15 protein-coding genes are annotated in these 18017 nt (G+C 57.3%); 7 read left to right on the forward strand and 8 right to left on the reverse strand.

Annotated features, from left to right (window positions below):
• Window positions 1–438: 438 nt before the first annotated feature.
• Window positions 439–798 (forward strand): hypothetical protein, encoded by a 360-nt coding sequence (locus ACXAHG_RS22395; RefSeq protein WP_475060888.1) that lies wholly within the window; start codon window positions 439–441, stop codon window positions 796–798.
• Between the two features lie 458 nt (window positions 799–1256).
• Here the strand turns inward: ACXAHG_RS22395 and ACXAHG_RS22400 are convergent, their stop codons facing one another.
• From ACXAHG_RS22400 to ACXAHG_RS22410, 3 genes are read right to left on the reverse strand one after another with little or no spacing between them, the layout of a single operon-like run.
• Window positions 1257–1958 carry a DUF6796 family protein gene (locus ACXAHG_RS22400; protein ID WP_475060890.1) on the reverse strand — a complete coding sequence of 234 codons (702 nt, stop codon included), beginning with the start codon at window positions 1956–1958 and terminating at the stop codon, window positions 1257–1259.
• Between the two features lie 3 nt (window positions 1959–1961).
• Entirely contained in the window at window positions 1962–2378 is a 417-nt protein-coding gene (locus ACXAHG_RS22405; RefSeq protein ID WP_475060893.1) for a hypothetical protein, read from the reverse strand.
• The gene (locus tag ACXAHG_RS22410) at window positions 2375–3988 is read right to left on the reverse strand and encodes an FG-GAP repeat domain-containing protein (protein ID WP_475060895.1); all 1614 of its coding nucleotides are present in this window, start codon (window positions 3986–3988) and stop codon (window positions 2375–2377) included. Before ACXAHG_RS22410 ends, ACXAHG_RS22405 begins: the two co-directional genes overlap by 4 nt.
• A 710-nt stretch (window positions 3989–4698) precedes the next feature.
• On the opposite strand from ACXAHG_RS22410, the gene ACXAHG_RS22415 reads away from it, so the two are divergent.
• Window positions 4699–5451, forward strand: a complete 753-nt coding sequence (locus tag ACXAHG_RS22415) for an IclR family transcriptional regulator (protein WP_475060897.1) — start codon at window positions 4699–4701, stop codon at window positions 5449–5451.
• A 1-nt stretch (window position 5452) separates the two neighbouring features.
• Here the strand turns inward: ACXAHG_RS22415 and ACXAHG_RS22420 are convergent, their stop codons facing one another.
• The 5 genes from ACXAHG_RS22420 to ACXAHG_RS22440 form a co-directional block, all read right to left on the reverse strand.
• Window positions 5453–6436: a GlxA family transcriptional regulator gene (locus ACXAHG_RS22420; RefSeq protein ID WP_475060900.1), complete on the reverse strand. Its 984-nt coding sequence runs from the start codon at window positions 6434–6436 to the stop codon at window positions 5453–5455.
• Window positions 6433–7917 carry an aldehyde dehydrogenase gene (locus tag ACXAHG_RS22425; protein ID WP_475060921.1) on the reverse strand — a complete coding sequence of 495 codons (1485 nt, stop codon included), beginning with the start codon at window positions 7915–7917 and terminating at the stop codon, window positions 6433–6435. Before ACXAHG_RS22425 ends, ACXAHG_RS22420 begins: the two co-directional genes overlap by 4 nt.
• 6 nt (window positions 7918–7923) lie before the next feature.
• Window positions 7924–9447, reverse strand: a complete 1524-nt coding sequence (locus ACXAHG_RS22430; protein ID WP_475060902.1) for a tripartite tricarboxylate transporter permease — start codon at window positions 9445–9447, stop codon at window positions 7924–7926.
• A gap of 9 nt (window positions 9448–9456) precedes the next feature.
• A complete protein-coding gene (locus tag ACXAHG_RS22435) occupies window positions 9457–9993 on the reverse strand; it encodes a tripartite tricarboxylate transporter TctB family protein (protein ID WP_475060904.1) in 537 nt (178 codons plus the stop codon).
• A 67-nt stretch (window positions 9994–10060) separates the two neighbouring features.
• Window positions 10061–11002, reverse strand: a complete 942-nt coding sequence (locus ACXAHG_RS22440; protein ID WP_475060907.1) for a tripartite tricarboxylate transporter substrate binding protein — start codon at window positions 11000–11002, stop codon at window positions 10061–10063.
• A gap of 146 nt (window positions 11003–11148) precedes the next feature.
• Between ACXAHG_RS22440 and ACXAHG_RS22445 the strand changes: the two genes are divergently transcribed.
• From ACXAHG_RS22445 to ACXAHG_RS22465, 5 genes are read left to right on the forward strand one after another with little or no spacing between them, the layout of a single operon-like run.
• Window positions 11149–11874, forward strand: coding sequence for a helix-turn-helix domain-containing protein (locus tag ACXAHG_RS22445; RefSeq protein ID WP_475060909.1), 726 nt, complete (start codon window positions 11149–11151; stop codon window positions 11872–11874).
• Window positions 11871–14321 (forward strand): FAD-dependent oxidoreductase, encoded by a 2451-nt coding sequence (locus tag ACXAHG_RS22450; RefSeq protein WP_475060912.1) that lies wholly within the window; start codon window positions 11871–11873, stop codon window positions 14319–14321. Before ACXAHG_RS22445 ends, ACXAHG_RS22450 begins: the two co-directional genes overlap by 4 nt.
• A gap of 24 nt (window positions 14322–14345) precedes the next feature.
• Window positions 14346–15581: a Tm-1-like ATP-binding domain-containing protein gene (locus tag ACXAHG_RS22455; protein ID WP_475060914.1), complete on the forward strand. Its 1236-nt coding sequence runs from the start codon at window positions 14346–14348 to the stop codon at window positions 15579–15581.
• Window position 15582: 1 nt separating this feature from the next.
• Complete coding sequence (locus tag ACXAHG_RS22460) at window positions 15583–17622, forward strand: oxidoreductase (RefSeq protein ID WP_475060916.1); 2040 nt, start codon at window positions 15583–15585, stop codon at window positions 17620–17622.
• A gap of 13 nt (window positions 17623–17635) precedes the next feature.
• Window positions 17636–17965 (forward strand): hypothetical protein, encoded by a 330-nt coding sequence (locus ACXAHG_RS22465; RefSeq protein ID WP_475060919.1) that lies wholly within the window; start codon window positions 17636–17638, stop codon window positions 17963–17965.
• Window positions 17966–18017: the final 52 nt, after the last annotated feature.

Raw genomic sequence — 18017 nt, forward strand, 5'->3', positions numbered from 1 at the left:
CTGTCAGCCAGAAAAGATCAGACATGTTCACCGCTCGGTTTTCGAACCGTGAATCACGCCGCCAAGTGAAAATCAATGGGTCCTGACCCTAGGCCAGTCCCTGGTACTCTGGCAGTTGCGTGAGAGGTGAAGAGAAGAGCCTGCCGGCGCGGACCAATGCACTTTCGCAAGCCCTTAAAGAGCAATTCTGATGCGCTGTCACGATGCGCCGCCCATTGGACTGCTTGCAGCTACAGCGGCGAGTTCTGGCGTGGCGGCGCTCCTGCCGGGCAGGTTTGATATTGCGGTTTGCCGGCCTAGCTTTGGCAAAGCTGCGCTATGCTGCAATCCGCATTCACTCTGCGTCCACCGCGGAAAGGCAGCGGCCGCCCCGCACGGTACCCGCGGCCATACCGCCGCGAAGACTGCCTGAAATCTGGACCAATCAGGAGACACGTGATGACCACATGCAATAATCCGAAGCACAAGAACCACACTCATGAACATGGGCCCGGATGTGGGCATACTGCTGTTCGCCACGGCGATCACATCGACTACATCCATGACGGTCACCTCCATCATCCGCACGAAGACCATGTGGACGAGCACGAGATTGAAATCTCAGATGAGAACCCGGACGCCTGCGCGCCGATTGCCGCTGATCACCTTGGTCACGAGGAAGGCCATGTGCATGGCCCAGGTTGCGGGCATGAGGCAGTCCCTCATGGCGGTCACGTTTGTTATCTGGTCAATGGCCGACTGCATCACCCCCACGACGGTCACTGCGACGATCACGGACCGCTGGAAGTAGTTGACTAGTTGGGTCCTGCCGGTGAGGCGCAATCCAGCTGCACGATACGGGTCTGCTGCTTTAGCGTGCAAAGCCATAGGCTGTTTTCGGGTAATGGAGCCTTGTGCGGTAAAGGCGCCTAACGCAAGGGTCTGCTGCACTGCTAACTGGCAGGACAAATTTCGAGAAATTTCTGCCCTTGGTCACCTAGAAGCTCTTCGTCGGCGCGACATTTAGGAAACGGCCCTGAGAAGTCATTGATCAAACCTCCCGTCGCCGCAGTCCAGCTTCGCCAGAGCAGCCATTCGCAATCAGCTGCAGTATTCCAAATTACCCAATGCCTCCCGGGACATTCTGGACATTCGCTACAGACGCAGCCGAAGCAACTCCTTATGTCCGGTCTGTACAGTTAGCGCGCTTCGCAAATCTGTCGGCGCATCGCCAATCGGGCATTCTGGTTTCGTGCGCAAGTAGCATGATATGGTCCTTATCGACCATAAAAGGAGTTGCTCCCATTTGCTTGCGCCAGATGCGCCACCCGCAACGAAAAGCCAAAAAACACTACATGCGCCACATTCATCGCAGCAGGCAATAGATAGCCTCCAATTGCAGGGACAATAAAATACAGCGCAAAGATCGCAGCCAGGCTGGTAAAGGGCAGTGCCAGCACCATTGGGCGCGGATAAAGGCTGCGGTTTGAAAGGATGCCCCAAGCCATCAGCACAGACAGGGCCAGCACCAGCACCCGCACAATGTTGATCAGCGGTTCATTGTGCTCAGCCATGTGCGTGAGAAGCCCTTGCAACTCGGTCTGCGCATCAGGAGGCGCTACAGCCAGCGCCTTGGTGCCCAATGCAAGATCGACCCGACCACCGAGCCAGACATTGCCGATCATGAACGCGTAAGCACCTATGAAGAACACAGCACGCGAAAGCCAGAGACCTGCGGGTTTCAGCATCTGGCCGACGTGCCAGTAGCCCACCAGATAGGCGGGCGCGACCAGCACGCCTAAGAAATGCCCCACCGTCAACCGTGCATCGCTGACCGATCTGAAATAGCCGTAACTGGGGTCTGTGTAATCCCCGCCCGGAGCATATTGGAACGTGAACTCGCCCACACCAACCAGAAACGCTCCGATAGTGGCGATAAGCCCCGACAAGATAAGGGGATTGCTCAGTTTTTTGTGCATGATTTACTCCGTCAGACCCAGCATCCGGTTCAGCGCCCGCACTCCGAAACGCCAGAGTGTCGCATAGACCGCGATAGCGATGGGGACCATTATCAGGCCCGCTGCTCCTGGCAGCCCGAACAGCTTGCCTGGCACCCCCAACAAGTTGCCAAGCAGTGGAAAGAATGCCCCGATCACGACGCCCGCGATCCAGTATCGCATGGCGATGCAATTGCCAGGAAAACGGTTTCCGGCGAGCACAAAAACCACATTCCAGCCGCCCCAGATGGCAGGGAACACCCACACCACCGGCTGATAGATAAACCCGCTCTCGGGTGCGCGCAGGCTCATCACTGCTAAGAAGGTGAAAGGCACCACCATGATCGGATAGGCAGTGCCGGCGATAAACGCCCGAACTGCCTTGTTGGCCGCAACGGTCACTTCAGAACCAGTGTGCTGTTGCGATCTTGTTCGCCTGCAGTTGCCACCCGGCCATTCGCATAAGTCACCTTCAGGCCAGCAACTGCCACACTTTCGCCCAGACCAAAGATCAGTTCGTGCGACTGGTCGGAGGCCAGTCCTTCGCCACTAACCACCTGCTGGGTCAATACAGTGCCATTGTCCAATGTCACGTCGGCAATCGCTCCCAGACTTTCCGGTCGCTCACTAAGGCGCAGCTTGAACCAGCCATTCTTGCCGCCTTCGCTAATGAACGCGCGGCTTTCGCCTTCGAGATTGACCCAGATAACGTCGCGGTATCCGTCATCATTGAAATCGGCGGTCAGCGGCGTGATGGCGAAATGGCGGTTTACCAGCCCCATCGCATCTTCGCCATGGGTGAAGGTTCCATCGTCTTTTTGAAGCAGCACCCTGCCCGGCAGTTTGAAAAGTTTTTCAAACGGCAGCCGCGCATAATTTTGTGCAATCAGAAGATCTTCCCGCCCGTCATTGTTGAGATCGTCAAAGACCGTGCCCCATGAAAACTCATACTTGGCAGTCTTGGTTTTTGCCGCAGCATCGGAGAATTTGAAATCTCCTTCATTACGGAACAGGTAGAGCCAAGGGTGATAGGTCTGATCATCGGTCAGATCCCCCTTTGCCAGAAACGCAGGTGCGGTCGAGGAGACGTTCGAGAAAAAGTAGTCCAGCCGCTGGTCATTGTCATAATCGCCCACGGCCACCCCCATTGGATAGCCATAGACATCTGAGGACGGGTTCGGAGCAGAAGTAAATGTCAAATCACCATTGTTGCGCCAGGTCCGGACATGTCCAGTGTCATGTGCCACCACAATGTCCTGATCGCCATCCCGGTCCACATCCGAAAACACACCAACAAAGGTGTTGTGGACAAAGTTCATTCCAGCCTGATCGGTGATGTCGGTAAAGGTGTTGTCGCCATTGTTCAGCAGCAGCAGGCTGGTCGCGCCATAGCCGTCTTTGTTGAAGATATTTTGCCCTTCGACGTGATCCAATTTGATGTAATTGGCCAGGAACATGTCCACCCAGCCATCGCCATTCAGATCAGCCAGCGAAATCGACAGGGGGGAAGATTTTGCGTTAAGAGGGATGTCCAGATCCACGCCCTCGAACCCGTCTGCGGTGTTCAGATACAGCGTTACTCCCTTGTCGCGCGCGACAAACATATCAGTACGGCCATCGCCATTGGCGTCGACCACCGCCGCCCCCATGGTCGTGTTAGCCTTGGATTTGGTCAGCCCCTTGCCTAGTGCAGACGTCGCATTAATGAATTTCCCGTTTTCGAATTTCAGCAGGGCATCGGGTTGGTCATATCCCCCGCCCAGAAAAACCTCAGGTGTCCCATCACCGTCAACATCTATGATGGCCGATCCCATAAATGGCAGTGATTTGTTGCCATTGAATTCGCTAATGAAAGGGAAACTCACCTGACGGAAACCCGGTGTCTCAACACCGTTCAGCTCCGCTTTGCCGTATGGCTGGCTGTAAGCCTTGAGGTAAGACACGGTAGCAAAGGCAGTCGGCATGACCACGAAAATGCCGATCAGTGGGATGTAGCGTTTCTTGAATTTCATTGTGGTTTTTCCATTGAGTGTTCATGTGCGGGCAAACCAATAGCGCCCTGCTCTTGCGTCACGCAGCTGACTGACCCACGTCCCTCAATGAAGCGGAAACTTTTCATAGATTGGTTTTGAGAAGCACATGCAGCACGGTGAGATTGCGAATAAATTGCAAATCTCAGATATTTGTTACGAATATCGCAGTCAAGTAACAGTTTGCTGTCATGGTTTGACGATTTTTTGAATGGATGTTACCCAATCTGGCGCTCTTGGCGGAGACACTCCGGGCATTCAAATTGCGGCACGCAACTGGTCATGCAATAGGCAACCAAGTGGCCGACAGCAGCTGAGGGCTCATGCTGCAAGTTTGCCGCGCAAGGCGTGAATGGTTGATCTCCGAGGCAGAGGCCGTTCACTTTATCCGACTTTTACTGGCGGCGAGCAGGACAAAGTGAAAATTCGCTGCAAGCTGCTTCAATGGCAGTAATCTGCGCATTTTGTCTGCGGCAATCCGCAGCAAGGGCGGAAGGCAGACTATTGCTCTCACAGCGAGCTACCCATGCCGCGACGCAGGAAGCTGCCGTTCACCTGTTTTCGAAATCAGGGTCCTGGGATTGCCTCCAAATGGATTCCAATTTTTGGTGTGACTTCGGTTCACTATTGTCACCCGGTAGTTAAGGTGCGACACATGGCGAGAACGCCAATTTTCCATTCTAGAGGCCCGAATGAAGACCGTAGACAAAGCATTGACTGTGCTTGATCAGTTCTCGTTGGAACATCAGGAAGTCGGGTTGACTGAGTTGTCGCAGCTGGCTGGTTTGGATAAGGCTGCAACCCGCCGGTTGCTATTGGCGCTTTCCAAACACGGGTTTGTCGAGCAGGTGATCGAGACACGCAAATACCGTTTGGGGCATGGATTTCTGAGGCTGGCGCGGATCAGGGAAGACACAGTTACAATGGAGCGTGCGGCGCAGGAAGTGGCGGATTGGCTGGCTTTGGAAGTGAATGACACTGCGCATGTCGCTATTCCGGGGGCAACCGGGATGACAACCATTGGATACAGGCTTCCCAACAAAGGAAACTGCATCAACATTATTAGATCGCAGGTGCTTTTGTATCATGCCACTGCCTCGGGCATTGCCTTCACGGCCTTTGCGAGCGAAGCAACGCGCAAGCGCATTCTGGGCATGAAACGCTCGAAGGAGAGCGACTTCACCCTTACGTCGAAATCGGCGCTTCTTGAGAAGCTGGAGCAGACTCGAGCCGATGGGTATTCACAAAGCCGCAACGCGCTGGAGATTGGCGTTGCTTCGGTCGGGATGCCATTTTTCACCGGCGGAGAGGATCCTACCGGAACTGTGGCTATCGCTGTGCCGGATTCAAACATGGATGCCGCGAGAATGGATGAGCTGTTGCCGCCCTTGCGCGAGGCCGTTGCGCAGATCGAATTGGCTTTGACAGGCGGGGCTGCACAGTAGGTCACATTCGGTAGCGCGAAGGCGAACATCCGAACTTCCGGGAGAACGAGTTCGAAAAGTTCGACACCGTAGCAAAGCCCACGGCGGTCGAAACTTCGAGCACGCTCATGCTGGTCTGGTCCAGCAGGTCACGAGCCCTATCCAGGCGCACATCCTTGAGGAACCTTGCGGGCGTTGTGTTGCAGAACTGCTTGAACAGCCGCTCGAGCTGGCGCCGCGAAATTTGATGTTTCTGAAGCAGTTCGTCGATTGTCAGTTCGCCTGCCTCGTCGTCCGCAATCGCCTCCATGATCGCCAGGAAATGCGGGTTTCTTGTGCCATAGCGATTTGCTGCAGCCTGGCGCTGAGGTGTGCCTGCGGAACGGGGGGCCGGACCTAAAAGATAGTCTGCCACGCGAACTCCAAAGGCACGATCTGCATCCTGAGACAGGATGGAAATCATCATGTCGCCCGAAGATTGGCCGCCTGCACAGGTGAAGAACCGCCCATCTTGGGCAAACAGCGTATCTTGAGTGCGGATATTCGGGAACAGCTCGCTGAAGATTGGCCGAGCGCTCCAGTGCAGAGTGAACTCTCGCCCCGCCAAAACGCCGGCTCTGGCCAGAACCACTGCCCCGGTACCAAAGGCACCCATCATGGTGCTTTGGCGGGCCGCCTTGCGCAGCCAGCCGAGCAACTTGGGAACATGGCGGCACATTATGTTGTCAAAGGCAAAAACGAACGCCCGGGCTTGCAGCGGGATATCGTCCAATTTCACTTCGACCGGATAGGCGGCGCCGTTCGAACAGCACACGGTCCGTCCATCCGATGATGCGATAACCCAGGAGTACCGCGTTGCACCTGCAACCCGGTTTGCCGCGCCGAGAGCATTAAGGGCAGTGGCAAGATCCATCAGGCAGAAACCTTCACACAGAATGAAGGCGAAACAAATCGTCTGATCCTGCGCCGCAAGAGGGGCTCTCGCGATTTTGCGATCATGCTTCACAGCTGTAACCACGCTGTCTTGAGATTATGGAATTTCTCGAGCGCATGCAGTGACTTGTCGTGGCCATTTCCGGATTGCTTCACGCCGCCCAAGGGAACCGTGATATCCGGCCCGCCATAAGTGTTCACGTGAACCACCCCAGCCCGCACCGCCCGCACCATGCGATGGGCGCGGCCAAGGTCTGAAGTCCAAACACCGGCCGCCAGACCATAGTCGGTGTTGTTGGCGATATCGACGGCAGAATCCTCGTCATCAAAGGGTGTGACGGCCAGAACGGGGCCGAAGACTTCCTGCTGCGCAACGCTGTCCGCGGGGCTGACTCCGGTCAAGATGGTCGGCTCCATGTAGTATCCGCCGGTGTCTTGCAAAATGCGGTTTCCGCCCTGGTAGAGTGTAGCGCCCTCGGCCTGCGCCGTATCGACAAAGCGCAGATTCTGTTCCAACTGGGCCAGGTTGTTTACTGCGCCGGCGTCTGAGCTCACGTTCAGCGGATCACCGACCTTCATCGCACTCGCGTGTTCTGCCAGTTCCGCGACGAATTCATCATGCACGGATCGCTCGACCAGCAGGCGGGATCCGGCGACGCAGACCTGGCCTGAGTTACGGAAGATGCCTGACGCGCTGACTTTTGCTGCTCGCGACAAATCCGGGGCGTCGGCAAAAACGACATTGGGGGATTTGCCGCCCAGCTCAAGGTAGCAGCGTTTCATGTTCGAGCGGGATGCATTTTCAAGCAGCCTGCGCCCCACGCCGCCTGAACCGGTGAAGACCATGACGTCTACATCCATTGACAGTGAAAGGGCCTCGCCCACCACGCTGCCTGCACCTGTCACGACGTTCAGAACACCAGACGGCACCCCTGCATCCAGAGCGAGTTCTGCAATGCGCAACAGCGACAGGGACGCCGTTTCCGCCGGTTTCAATACTATTGAATTACCAGCAGCCATGGCCGGCCCCAGCTTCCAAGTCCCGATCATCAGCGGGAAATTCCAAGGTACAATGGCGGCGACCACACCGACAGGTTCGTGATGTACCAGCCCGAGTACATCGGGGGCCGTCGGGGCGATCTGGCCGTATACCTTGTCAATTGCTTCGGCGTAATAGCGGATCGTGTTCACAGCCGATCCGACTTCGGCTTTGATAGCCATCGCAATCTCTGTCCCGTTGTCGCGGACACCCAGTACCGCCAAATCCAGCGCCTCGGCTTCGATCAAATCAGCCCAGCGGTGCATGATCTTTTTGCGCCCGGCGGGCGCCATGCGGGACCAGCGGCCATCTTCGAAAGCCTTGCGGGCGGCTGAAACTGCGCGTTCGGCGTCCTGCGCGGTCCCTGCGGCTGTGGTCGTTAGTATACGGCCATCAATCGGTGAAAGCACGTCGGCTGCTTCACCAGTCAGGCTGCTACAGTTTTGCCCGTCAATCAGATGCCCGCGCGGCGCAACGGGTTTGGCACGCAGCGCGTTGATCTTGTTCTGGTCCAGCATGAATTACCCCTGTTGTGATGTATGGATGTCGTGGTCATGTTCACTCTCGGCGATCCGGTCCCGATGCTCTTTCATCAGGGTTCGGATGTGGAGGCCGATCACGACGATAATCATGATCGCCAAGAACGCCGCTATCGGGCGGTCAACGAAATCCCACGGGGATTTCACCCGCATCATCGACGTGCGCAGCTTTGCCTCCATGATGCCTCCCAGAACCATGCCAAGAATAATCGGCACAATGGGCAGGTTCAGGCGTTTCAGGATCAGGCCGAGTATCCCGAAGGCGCTGGCAATGGCGCAGTCCACGACCGAATTGCGCAGGGAGTAGACGCCGACGAAGCTGAGCGTCAGAATTATCAATCCCAGAAATCGGGTCGGGATCTGAATGACCTTGGTCAGGATATTCGTCGAGAACAGCAGAAAGATGATAACGATCACGTTCAGGATCAACATCGCCACATAAAGCGCGTAGACGAAGTCCATCTGTTCTTGGAAGAGCTGCGGCCCGGGGATCACGTTATGGACATAAAAGACCGAGAGCATCATTGCCGTGAGAGCTTCACCTGGAATGCCCAGGGCCAGAAGGGGGATCATCGCGGCCCCGGGTACGGCGTTGTTTGCGGCTTCGGAGGCGATCAAGCCCTCAGGGGAGCCCTGCCCAAAAGCTTCGGGTGTTTTTGAAGTCTTTTGTGCATAGGTATAGGACAGGAACTGTGCCGTGAATTCACCAACGCCCGGGATCATTCCCATCAGCACACCAAAGCCGGAAGCAACTGAGGCGACACGGCGATAGAGCCAGAGCTCTTTCATGCTGCCCAGCATACCGCCCTTTACGGGCTGCGGATGAGGTGAAGTGTCTTTGTCGGTCAACAGCAGGAATGCCTGGCTCAACGCAAACAGGCCCAGAACGACAACGATAAGGTCGACCCCTCCTGCCAGCCAGGTCTGGTCGAAGGTGAAGCGGCGGGTATAGGTCACAGGCTCCAGCCCGATTGTGTGGAGCAAGATGCCGAACCCTGCCAGCATGCCCGCAGCCAAGACCTGACCCCGGTGAGCAAGAACCACCAGAATTATCCCCAAAAGCGCGGCAAGGAAGATCTCCCGCGACCCGAAGTGCGGAGCGATTATTGCCAGTAGGGGAGACAGTATGATCAGGCAAAGAATGGCAAAGATACCCCCGAAAAAGGAGGCTGAATAGGCCAATGCGAGGGCGCGGCGTGCCTCGCCGCGCTTGGTCATCGGGTAACCGTCATAAGTTGTCAGGGCATTTACTGCGGTACCTGGAGTGTTGATCAGGATTGCTGGCAGCGCCCCGCCGTACATTGAACTGCCATAAATACCCAATAGGATCGTCAAGCCGACTAATGGATCAAGAGAGAACGTGGCGGGCAGCAGAATTGCAATCGCCACTGCCGCGCCTACGCCGGGGATTGCGCCGATTACGACACCTCCCAACGATCCGATCAGCAGGGCGATACAAACGTCCCAGCGGGCAAGAAGGTTAAGGCCGGATACAAAGTCTTCCATTTGGGCCTCTCAGAAATAAGTAAGAAACAGAGCGCGAAGGGCATCAGGCAGAAGCTCATAGGCCTGCCCGCCGGGCACTTTGACTTGCAGAAGTGATTTGAAGACGACGACGACACTCACCCCTAAGCCAGCGGCGGCGGCAAGCACTGCTGGGCGGCGGTATCCAAGCCGGAACGCCAGGAGGACGGTGAACACAAACGTTGATGGCAGATATCCCAACTGGGGCACCAGCAGCACATAGGTAAGGAACCACCCCGCGTATTCAACTGAGCGGATCCAGAAGGCGACCTCAAGCCACCGCCCGTCGAGCTTGGGGGAGACAAGGGAGCCAATTAGGTGCAAGGCTGAAAAACTGACCATCAACCCAACGGCGAGGTGCGGCCAGAACGCCGGTTGTGCAAGCAGTTTGCCGCTGCCCCATTTCGCTTGAGCCTCCAGATTGACCAGCAAGAAAAGGCTGAACGACAGGAATACCACCGCAAAAACCAGGTCGCCCGGGCGGCGGTATCGCTTAAATAGGTCTTGTAAGGTTTTTGCGCGAACCATCTGAAGCTTCTTTCTTTGAGGGAATGGCCGCTCAACAAGCCAGCGGCCATTCCAGGGAGATCGAGCGTTATTCAGCCAGCATCTGACCGATGGCATCGAGTGTTGCGATATCCTTTTCGACCTGCGCTGTGGCCTCTTCAGCGTTTTGCCAATAGACCAAGGCACCGGTTTGAGCGGACAATGCCTGAGCACGTTCTGAGGACATGGTTTTCTGCGCTACGGCGATGATCTTGTCGCGCACGTCCTGCGGCGTGTCTTTGTGGACAAACAGACCGTTCCACAAAGCAATATCCAGCGCCGGGTCGATCTCGGAAACGGTCGGGGTGTCCGGTGTCAGACTGATCCGTTTGCCGCCGATTGATGCCAGAACTTTGATCTCATCCTTGCACGGCAGCACCAGCTGCAGAGTGGTGTTCATCACGTCCACGTCGCCGGAGGCAAGCGAGTTGCAGTCAAGCATGTCAAAGGCTGCGTCTGTGCCCCAGCTGAAGCCTTTGGACTTTGCCAGAGCCATGGTGACCTGGGTTGGCACCAGCGGCGCGCCGAAGTGGCCAAGAGCTAAGTCATTGTCCTGCGCATAGGCGGCCAAACCATCGACGTCGTCATAGGGAGCATCTTTGCCCGCAACGATCACGAAGGGGTAGGTCAGAAAAGCGCCCAGCGGCTCGAACGGGTTCGGGTTTAACTCCGGAATACCCAACTGAGGCCCAACGACCGGCACCGCCAGGATAAATGAGCCGATCGTATAGCCATCAGGGGCGGCTCCTGCGACGGAAACCGCGCCGGGGAACGGGCCGCCGCCGCCGCCGGGCTTATTCACAACCGCTGCAGGCACGCCGTATTCGGCCTGAAAATCCTCGGCGATCATGCGTGTCAAAACATCTTCAAGATCGCCGGGCGGCCAGGGCACGACGAATTCAACTGGTTTCTCCGGGTATTCCGACAGCGCTGCTGCGGGCGCAATAGCGGCAATAGCAAGCAAGCTTGCAGCAAGTGTATTTTTTAACATCTGGGGTCTCCCTGCGGTTATTGCCGATGTTTAGGTTCATTATTGTCACCGGCGGTGCAGATAATTATTGAGACGTGGAAAGGTTTCTGTCAATACTCAAGACAATCCGAGCCGCTGAAGGCATGGAGGCTGCAAGGGAGGATGATATGGGAACCGTTTCTAATGCGCTGAAAATGCTTGATCATTTTCCTTTGGGTGCAACGGGAATCGGGCTGACTGAGCTTGCTCGTGCAACTCGCCAAAACAAGGCGACGGTTTATCGCTACCTGTGCGAGCTCGAATCGAATTCATTTGTCGAGCAGGATCAGGAAACGCGAAAGTATCGCGTCGGGCCCGCGTTGACCCGGCTGGCGCAAGGGCGCAAGCGGCGCGCAGGCGCGCGCGAAGTAATTACACCTGTCATCGGCACGCTGTCGGCCACAATGAAGGGGTGGGCTGTCTTATTTGAAGTGGCAGAAGCCAATGCTGCTCCGGTAGCTCTGTTCCACGGAGGTGATGCCTGCGATCCCGCGCAGAACGCGGCCTTTGCCCGCTTGCCTTTAGATAGCAGCAGCACCGGCATCGTTTGCTTCGCTTTCGGCCAGCAGTTCGACATGCCGACGGCACATACGGAGATCGTCGCAACCTGCCGGGCGGAGGGATTTGCGCACACGCCCGGCGTCCGGGCGAGCGCGCTACGGTCGATTTCGGCGCCGATTTTCGGGAGCACCGGTGATCTGGCCTTTGTGGCCACCCTGGTACTGCCTGCAGCGGATGACCGCGAACAGTCCGCTAAAACCTATGAAACCGTCCTGACCTTGACAGCGTCCGCTGCGACGATGGCGATCGGCGGCCGACCCAAGCAATTCCACGACTACAGGAGAACCCAATGACCCAATCCCTTCCAGACCAGGCGCCTGTTGTCATCATCGGTGGAGGGATCATCGGGGTGTCCACCCTGTATCATCTCGCCCATCGCGGCGTGCCCGCCGTGTTGATCGAACGCAAGAAACTCGCGTCAGGAACCACTTGGCATGCGGCTGGAATTGTCGGGCAGCTACGCGACAGCACTTCGCAGACCGAACTGGGAAAATACACAGCAAAGCTGTTCCAGACCCTCGAGGTCGAGACCGGACAGGGCACCGGTTACAAGCAGAATGGCACAATCAATATTGCGCTGGGTGACGTGAGGCACGAACAGCTTCTGCGCAGCCACGATCATGCGGCACGCATGGGGATCGAAACTCGAATGCTGACACGTGATGAATTGCTGGAGCACTGGCCGCAGGTCGAAGTTGAGGACGTGAGGTCAGCCTTCTTCGTCCCTTCAAACGGGCAGGTGAACCCCCTGGACGTTACGGTCGCATTGTCCAAGGGTGCGCGCGCATTGGGTGCGCAAGTGTTCGAGGACACCAAAGTCACCCGCCTGGTGCTGAAACACGGTAAAGTAACGGGGGTCGAGACTGATCGCGGCACTATTGCCACGGAGAAAGTTCTGATCGCTGGCGGCATGTGGAGCCACCTGTTCGCCAAGGCCCATGGCGTGACCGTGCCGCTGCACGCCGCCGAACATTTCTATATCGTGACTGAACCGGTGGCCGATCTTCCCCGGAACCAGACGATTTTGAACATTGCCGAGGAGCGCACCTATTGGAAAGAGGACGCCGGTAAACTGCTGATCGGCGGGTTCGAAGCAATGGGCAAATCCTACGGACGGGACGGCATTCCTGAGGATTTCGAGTTCGACGAGCTGCCTTTCGACATGGAGCATGTGGAGCCTGAGCTGGAACGCATGTTCGCCCGGATGCCAGCGCTGGCCGAGATGGGCATTCAGACTTTCTTCAACGGACCCGAAAGCTTTACCCCGGATGGACGCCCTTACCTTGGGCCGTCGTCAGAGATCGACGGGGTTTTCCTGGCCACCGGCATGAACTCCAACGGGATCCTGAATTCGGGTGGGGTCGGCTTAACCATGGCGGAGTGGATTATTGATGGAATGCCGTCGCGCTCGATGCTGCCACTTCTGGCGGTGCGCGCGCATCCGTTCCAGAAAAACACAGCCTACAATGCCGAACGCGCGGCCGAGGCGGTGGGTTTTCACTACGGACTCCAATGGGCTGGCCGCCAGGTTACCTCGGCGCGTGGTGTGCGGCGGGTGCCCTTGCACGATCGTCTCCAAGACGCGGGGGCGCAGTTTGCCGAGCGGATTGGTTGGGAAGTTCCCATGTATTACGGCGCGGATTGGAGGGATGAGCCCTCGATCCGGTGGAAGCCCTGGTCTGACCATGTGCGTGACGAGTGTATTGCGGCGCGGGACGCGGCAGTCCTCCTTGATCAGTCCATGTATGCCAAGATCCTTGTACAGGGGCCGGATGCGGTCAAAGCGTTGAACCGCGTCAGCGGAGCAGAAATGGATGTGCCCGTCGGGACGTCGATATACACGCAATTTCTGAACGCCCGTGGAGGAATTGAGGCGGACGTGACTGTGACCCGAACCGGTGATCAGGCTTTCATGGTTGTCACCGGTCACCCCAGCCAGATGCGTGATCAATATTGGATAAAGCATCATGCCGATGCCGACTGGCAGTTTCAGGTGTTCGATGCCACGGCTTCCTACGGCCTGCTAACGATCCACGGTCCTAAATCGCGGACAATCCTGCAGGCAATCAGTGGCGACGACCTGTCTAATGAAGCCTTCCCCTTCGGCGCCGCTAAAGAGATCGACATTGCTCATGCGCGCGGTTGGGTCATCCGCCGATCCTTCCTGGGCGAACTGGGGTTCGAACTGATGGTCTCGACAGAATTCATGGCGGGGGTTTATGAGGCGCTGATTGAGGCAGGCAAGCCGCATGGCCTGCGCCCGATGGGCATGTTCGCAATGAATGCATGCCGACTGGAGAAAGGGTTTCGCCATTTCGGCCACGACATAGGTGAGGATGATACGCCCTATGAAACGGGCCTCGGCTTTGCTGTGAAACTCGACAAGGGCGATTTCGTTGGACGCGATGTGCTTGCGGCTCAAAAAGCTGCTGGTGCCGCCACGAAACACCGCACCGTTTCGATCATCGTTCCGGCGCTGACGGCAGAGGACGGCCCCTATCTGATCCACAACGAACCGATCTGGAAGGACGGCGTCATCGCCGGGCATGTGACTTCAGGGGATTGGGGGGTGCGCATCGAACAGATGGTCGGGCTGGCGTCACTGCATAACTCAGAGGGAGCCTCGAAAGCCTGGATCGAAGAAGGTGGCTTCGAAGTTCAGATCGCCGGGAAAATGTACCCGATCAGAGCGCAACTGGCCCCCTTCTATGACCCCAAGGGCGGCATCATGCGCGGCTAACACGCTAATAGGGAGGAGAAAAACATGCCTGACAAGACAATTCTAATCATTGGCACTTACGACACCAAGAACGACGAACTGGAGTATATGGCCAGCCGCATCCGTGCAGGCGGCGGCGGCGTCTTGACGATGGATGTCAGCGTGCTGGGGGATCCGGCCGACCCAACCGATCATTCGAAACATGATGTGGCTAAGGCGGGGGGATCCTCGATCCAGGCGGCGATCGACAGCGGAGATGAAAACTCGGCCATGCAAATCATGGCCCAAGGCGCCTGTGCGCTGGCAACTCGTCTTTATGCCGAGGGCAAGTTCGATGGTGTGGTGATCCTTGGCGGCACGATGGGCACCGACCTTGCGTTGGACGTTTGCCAGGCCCTACCGCTCGGTGTTCCAAAATACGTGGTATCGACGGTTTCGTTCAGCCCCCTGATCCCGGCGGAACGCTTATCTGCCGACATTCAGATGATCCTTTGGGCCGGCGGGCTTTATGGGCTGAACTCGGTCTGCAAGTCCTCCCTTTCACAGGCCGCAGGCGCGGCCTTGGGGGCCGCGCGCCTGGTCGAACCGCCGGTGAAGGGCCGCCCGGTGGTCGGCATGACCTCGCTTGGTTCCAGCTGCCTAAGCTATATGAAGGCACTGAAGCCGGCACTGGAGGATCGCGGCTTTGAGGTCGCCATCTTCCACGCAACTGGCATGGGCGGCGCTGCGTTCGAAAGTATCGCTGCTGAGGGCGGCTTTGCCTGTGTGATGGATTTTGCGCTGCCCGAGCTGGGCAACCTGATGGTTGGCTCGGTGATCAATGGCGGCAAAGACAGGATGCTCAACGCCGGCCGCGCGGGGATTCCTCAGATCATCGCACCAGGATGTATCGACTTGATCGACTTTGCCGGCTGGCAGGAAATTCCCGAACGATTCCAAGACCGCCCGTTTCATGCGCACAATCGGCTGATTAAGTCCTCCGGACTGAACGCTGAGGAACGGCGCGAAACCGCGCGGGAAATGGCGAAACGAATAAATGCCAGCGAGACGCCAGCCCACGTCATCTTGACCAGCCAGGGCATCGAGGAATGGGATCGACCCGGACAGGAAGCGCATGATCCTGAAGCTTTGGCTGAGTTCTGCGACGAAATGCGCAAGGTCATGACCGCCCCGATCGCCCTTTCGGAGTTGGACTGCCACATCAACGACGGCGCCTTTGTCTCCAAGGTGCTTGAGGTTTTCGACGCCTGGGTCGCAGATGGCACGATTAAGGTGAGCTGACATGTTGACCGGACAATACGACATCCTGTTCGAACCGCTCAGGATCGGGCCGGTTACTGCGCCCAATCGCTTCGTCATGATGCCATATGCCAATGGGCATAGCTATCTCATGCCCAACGGAGCCATCGGCATTCGTGAAACGCGGGCTGAGGGCGGTTGGGGCATCATCGGCATGCAACTGAGTGAAATTAATCCAACCTCAGACTTGTCCGGCATGCCATACGAGCGGCTTTGGGACGACGGGGACGTTAAGGCACACGCAGCATCGGTAAACCGCATCCATTCGCATGGCGCTCTTGCGTCAATCGAGCTGGCGCACACGGGCATCCGCTCGCGCGGGATCGAAAACGGATATCCGGCAATGGGACCGTCCTCGCTGCCGACGTTAAAACCGGAAATGCCCTTTAGCGCCAAAGAGATGGACAAGTCTGATATCAAGCGTTTGCGCGCATCGTTCCGGGCTGCCATCGGCCGGGCAAAGCAGGCGGGCTATGATATGGCCTACGTCTATGCCAGCCACGACGCTTCGATCCTGTGGCATTTCCTCTCGCCCCACTACAATCATCGCACGGATGAATACGGCGGCTCATTCGAAAACCGCCTGCGCCTGCTGCGCGAAGTTTTGGAAGAAGCGCAGGATGAATCTGCTGGCGACATGGCAATCGCCCTGCGTTTTGCGGTGCATGAGGTTTCTGGACCCAAGCGGATCACATGCGATGGCGAAGGGCGCGATGTTGTCGAGGCCTTGGCTGAGCTGCCCGACCTTTGGGACGTCAACGTGTCTGGCTGGAGCGTAGACAGCTCAACCTCGCGCTACGCGCGCCAAGGATACCAGGAGGAATTCACTTCTTTCGTTAAGCGGATCACGAATAAACCCGTGCTCGGAGTCGGCCGCTTCACTTCCCCCGACATAATGGTCAGTCAGATCAAGCGCGGGGTTTTGGACATGATCGGCTCAGCGCGGGCGTCTATTGCCGATCCGTTTCTGCCAACGAAGATTCGCGAAGGCCGGATCGAAGATATCCGCGAATGTATCGCCTGCAACGTCTGTGTCTCGACTGAATTGGCCGGTGTTCCCGTTCGCTGCACGCAGAACCCAACCATGTCCGAAGAATGGCGGCGTGGCTGGCATCCGGAAAAGGTGCCAGCGGCCGTGGCCGCGGAAAACATCCTGATCGTTGGAGGAGGTCCCGCTGGACTGGAAGCGGCGCTGACCCTTGCCCGGGCAGGGCATGAGGTCACCTTGGCGGACAAGGCTGAGGAACTCGGCGGACGTGTGCGCCGCGAAGCAACGATCAAAAACCACGCAACATGGGGCCGTGTACAGGATTACCGTCTTTATCAGCTGCAACAGCTGGGCAACGTGTGCCTTTACCCGGGCAGTGAGCTGGATGCTGAAGCGATTGGTGATTTCGATGCCGACCAGATCTTGCTGGCTACCGGGTCGCAGTGGGTGACAGACGGGCGCGGGCGGTCCAACTTGGCACCGATATCTGGTTTCCAAGGTAATGCTTTAACACCTGATGACCTGCTGGATGGCGCCGAAGTCTCCGGACCGGTCGTGATCTATGATGACGACCATTATTATATGGCCAACGCGCTGGCGGTCGACCTTGCAGCCAAAGGGAACGAGGTTGACATTGTCACTCCGCTGCCGACCTTAGCAGGGTGGATGGGGAATACGCTGGAGCAGCCTCGCATGTTGGGTGAGCTGGCTGCGGCGGGTGTGCGAACCTACCCGAACACCACCGCGACTGGCTGGCAGGATGGCGCGTTGCAAGTTGTGCGATCCGATACCCGCGAGCGCCTTGCCGACATCCACGCCGCAACGCTTGTTTCGGTTACCATCCGCAAGCCTGAAACCACGTTGTCAGAAGAGCTGACCGCTCAGGGCACGCCTCATCGGGTGATCGGTGATGCCGAGGTGCCGGGCACCATTCAAGCAGCTGTCTATTCCGGCCATCGCCATGCCCGCGAGCTCCTCGGCACAGAACCTGAAGACCGCATTTTCAAACGCGAGCGGCCAACGCTCTTTCTTTGACCCAGGACCTATCATGACCACTAAAAAAACTCCACTCTATCATGCATTCAAGGCACGGAATGCAGATGTTCGTGCTGCAGCAGGATACTACGCGCCGATCGCCTTTTCTGACCCCAGAACGGAACACCTGACAACCCGTGAGAAAGCCGGGCTGTTTGAAATCTTCGGCCAGTTCCTTTTGCAGGTCTCTGGCCGGGAGGCCCTTCGCCTAATGAACGAAACCCATGTGGCGGACATGGCCAAGCTGCCTGATTACAAAGGCACCTATTGCGGCATTCTGAAGGAAGACGGCAATTTCCTGGATTGGAGTGCCCCATCTGAATTGGCCCACCGTTATGTTTAGGAAACGGAGGACTGAGAATGGCGAACAAGCGGCACAAGCCGGAGGAAATAGT

It is taken from the genome of Leisingera sp. ABD4_442 (assembly GCF_056160905.1).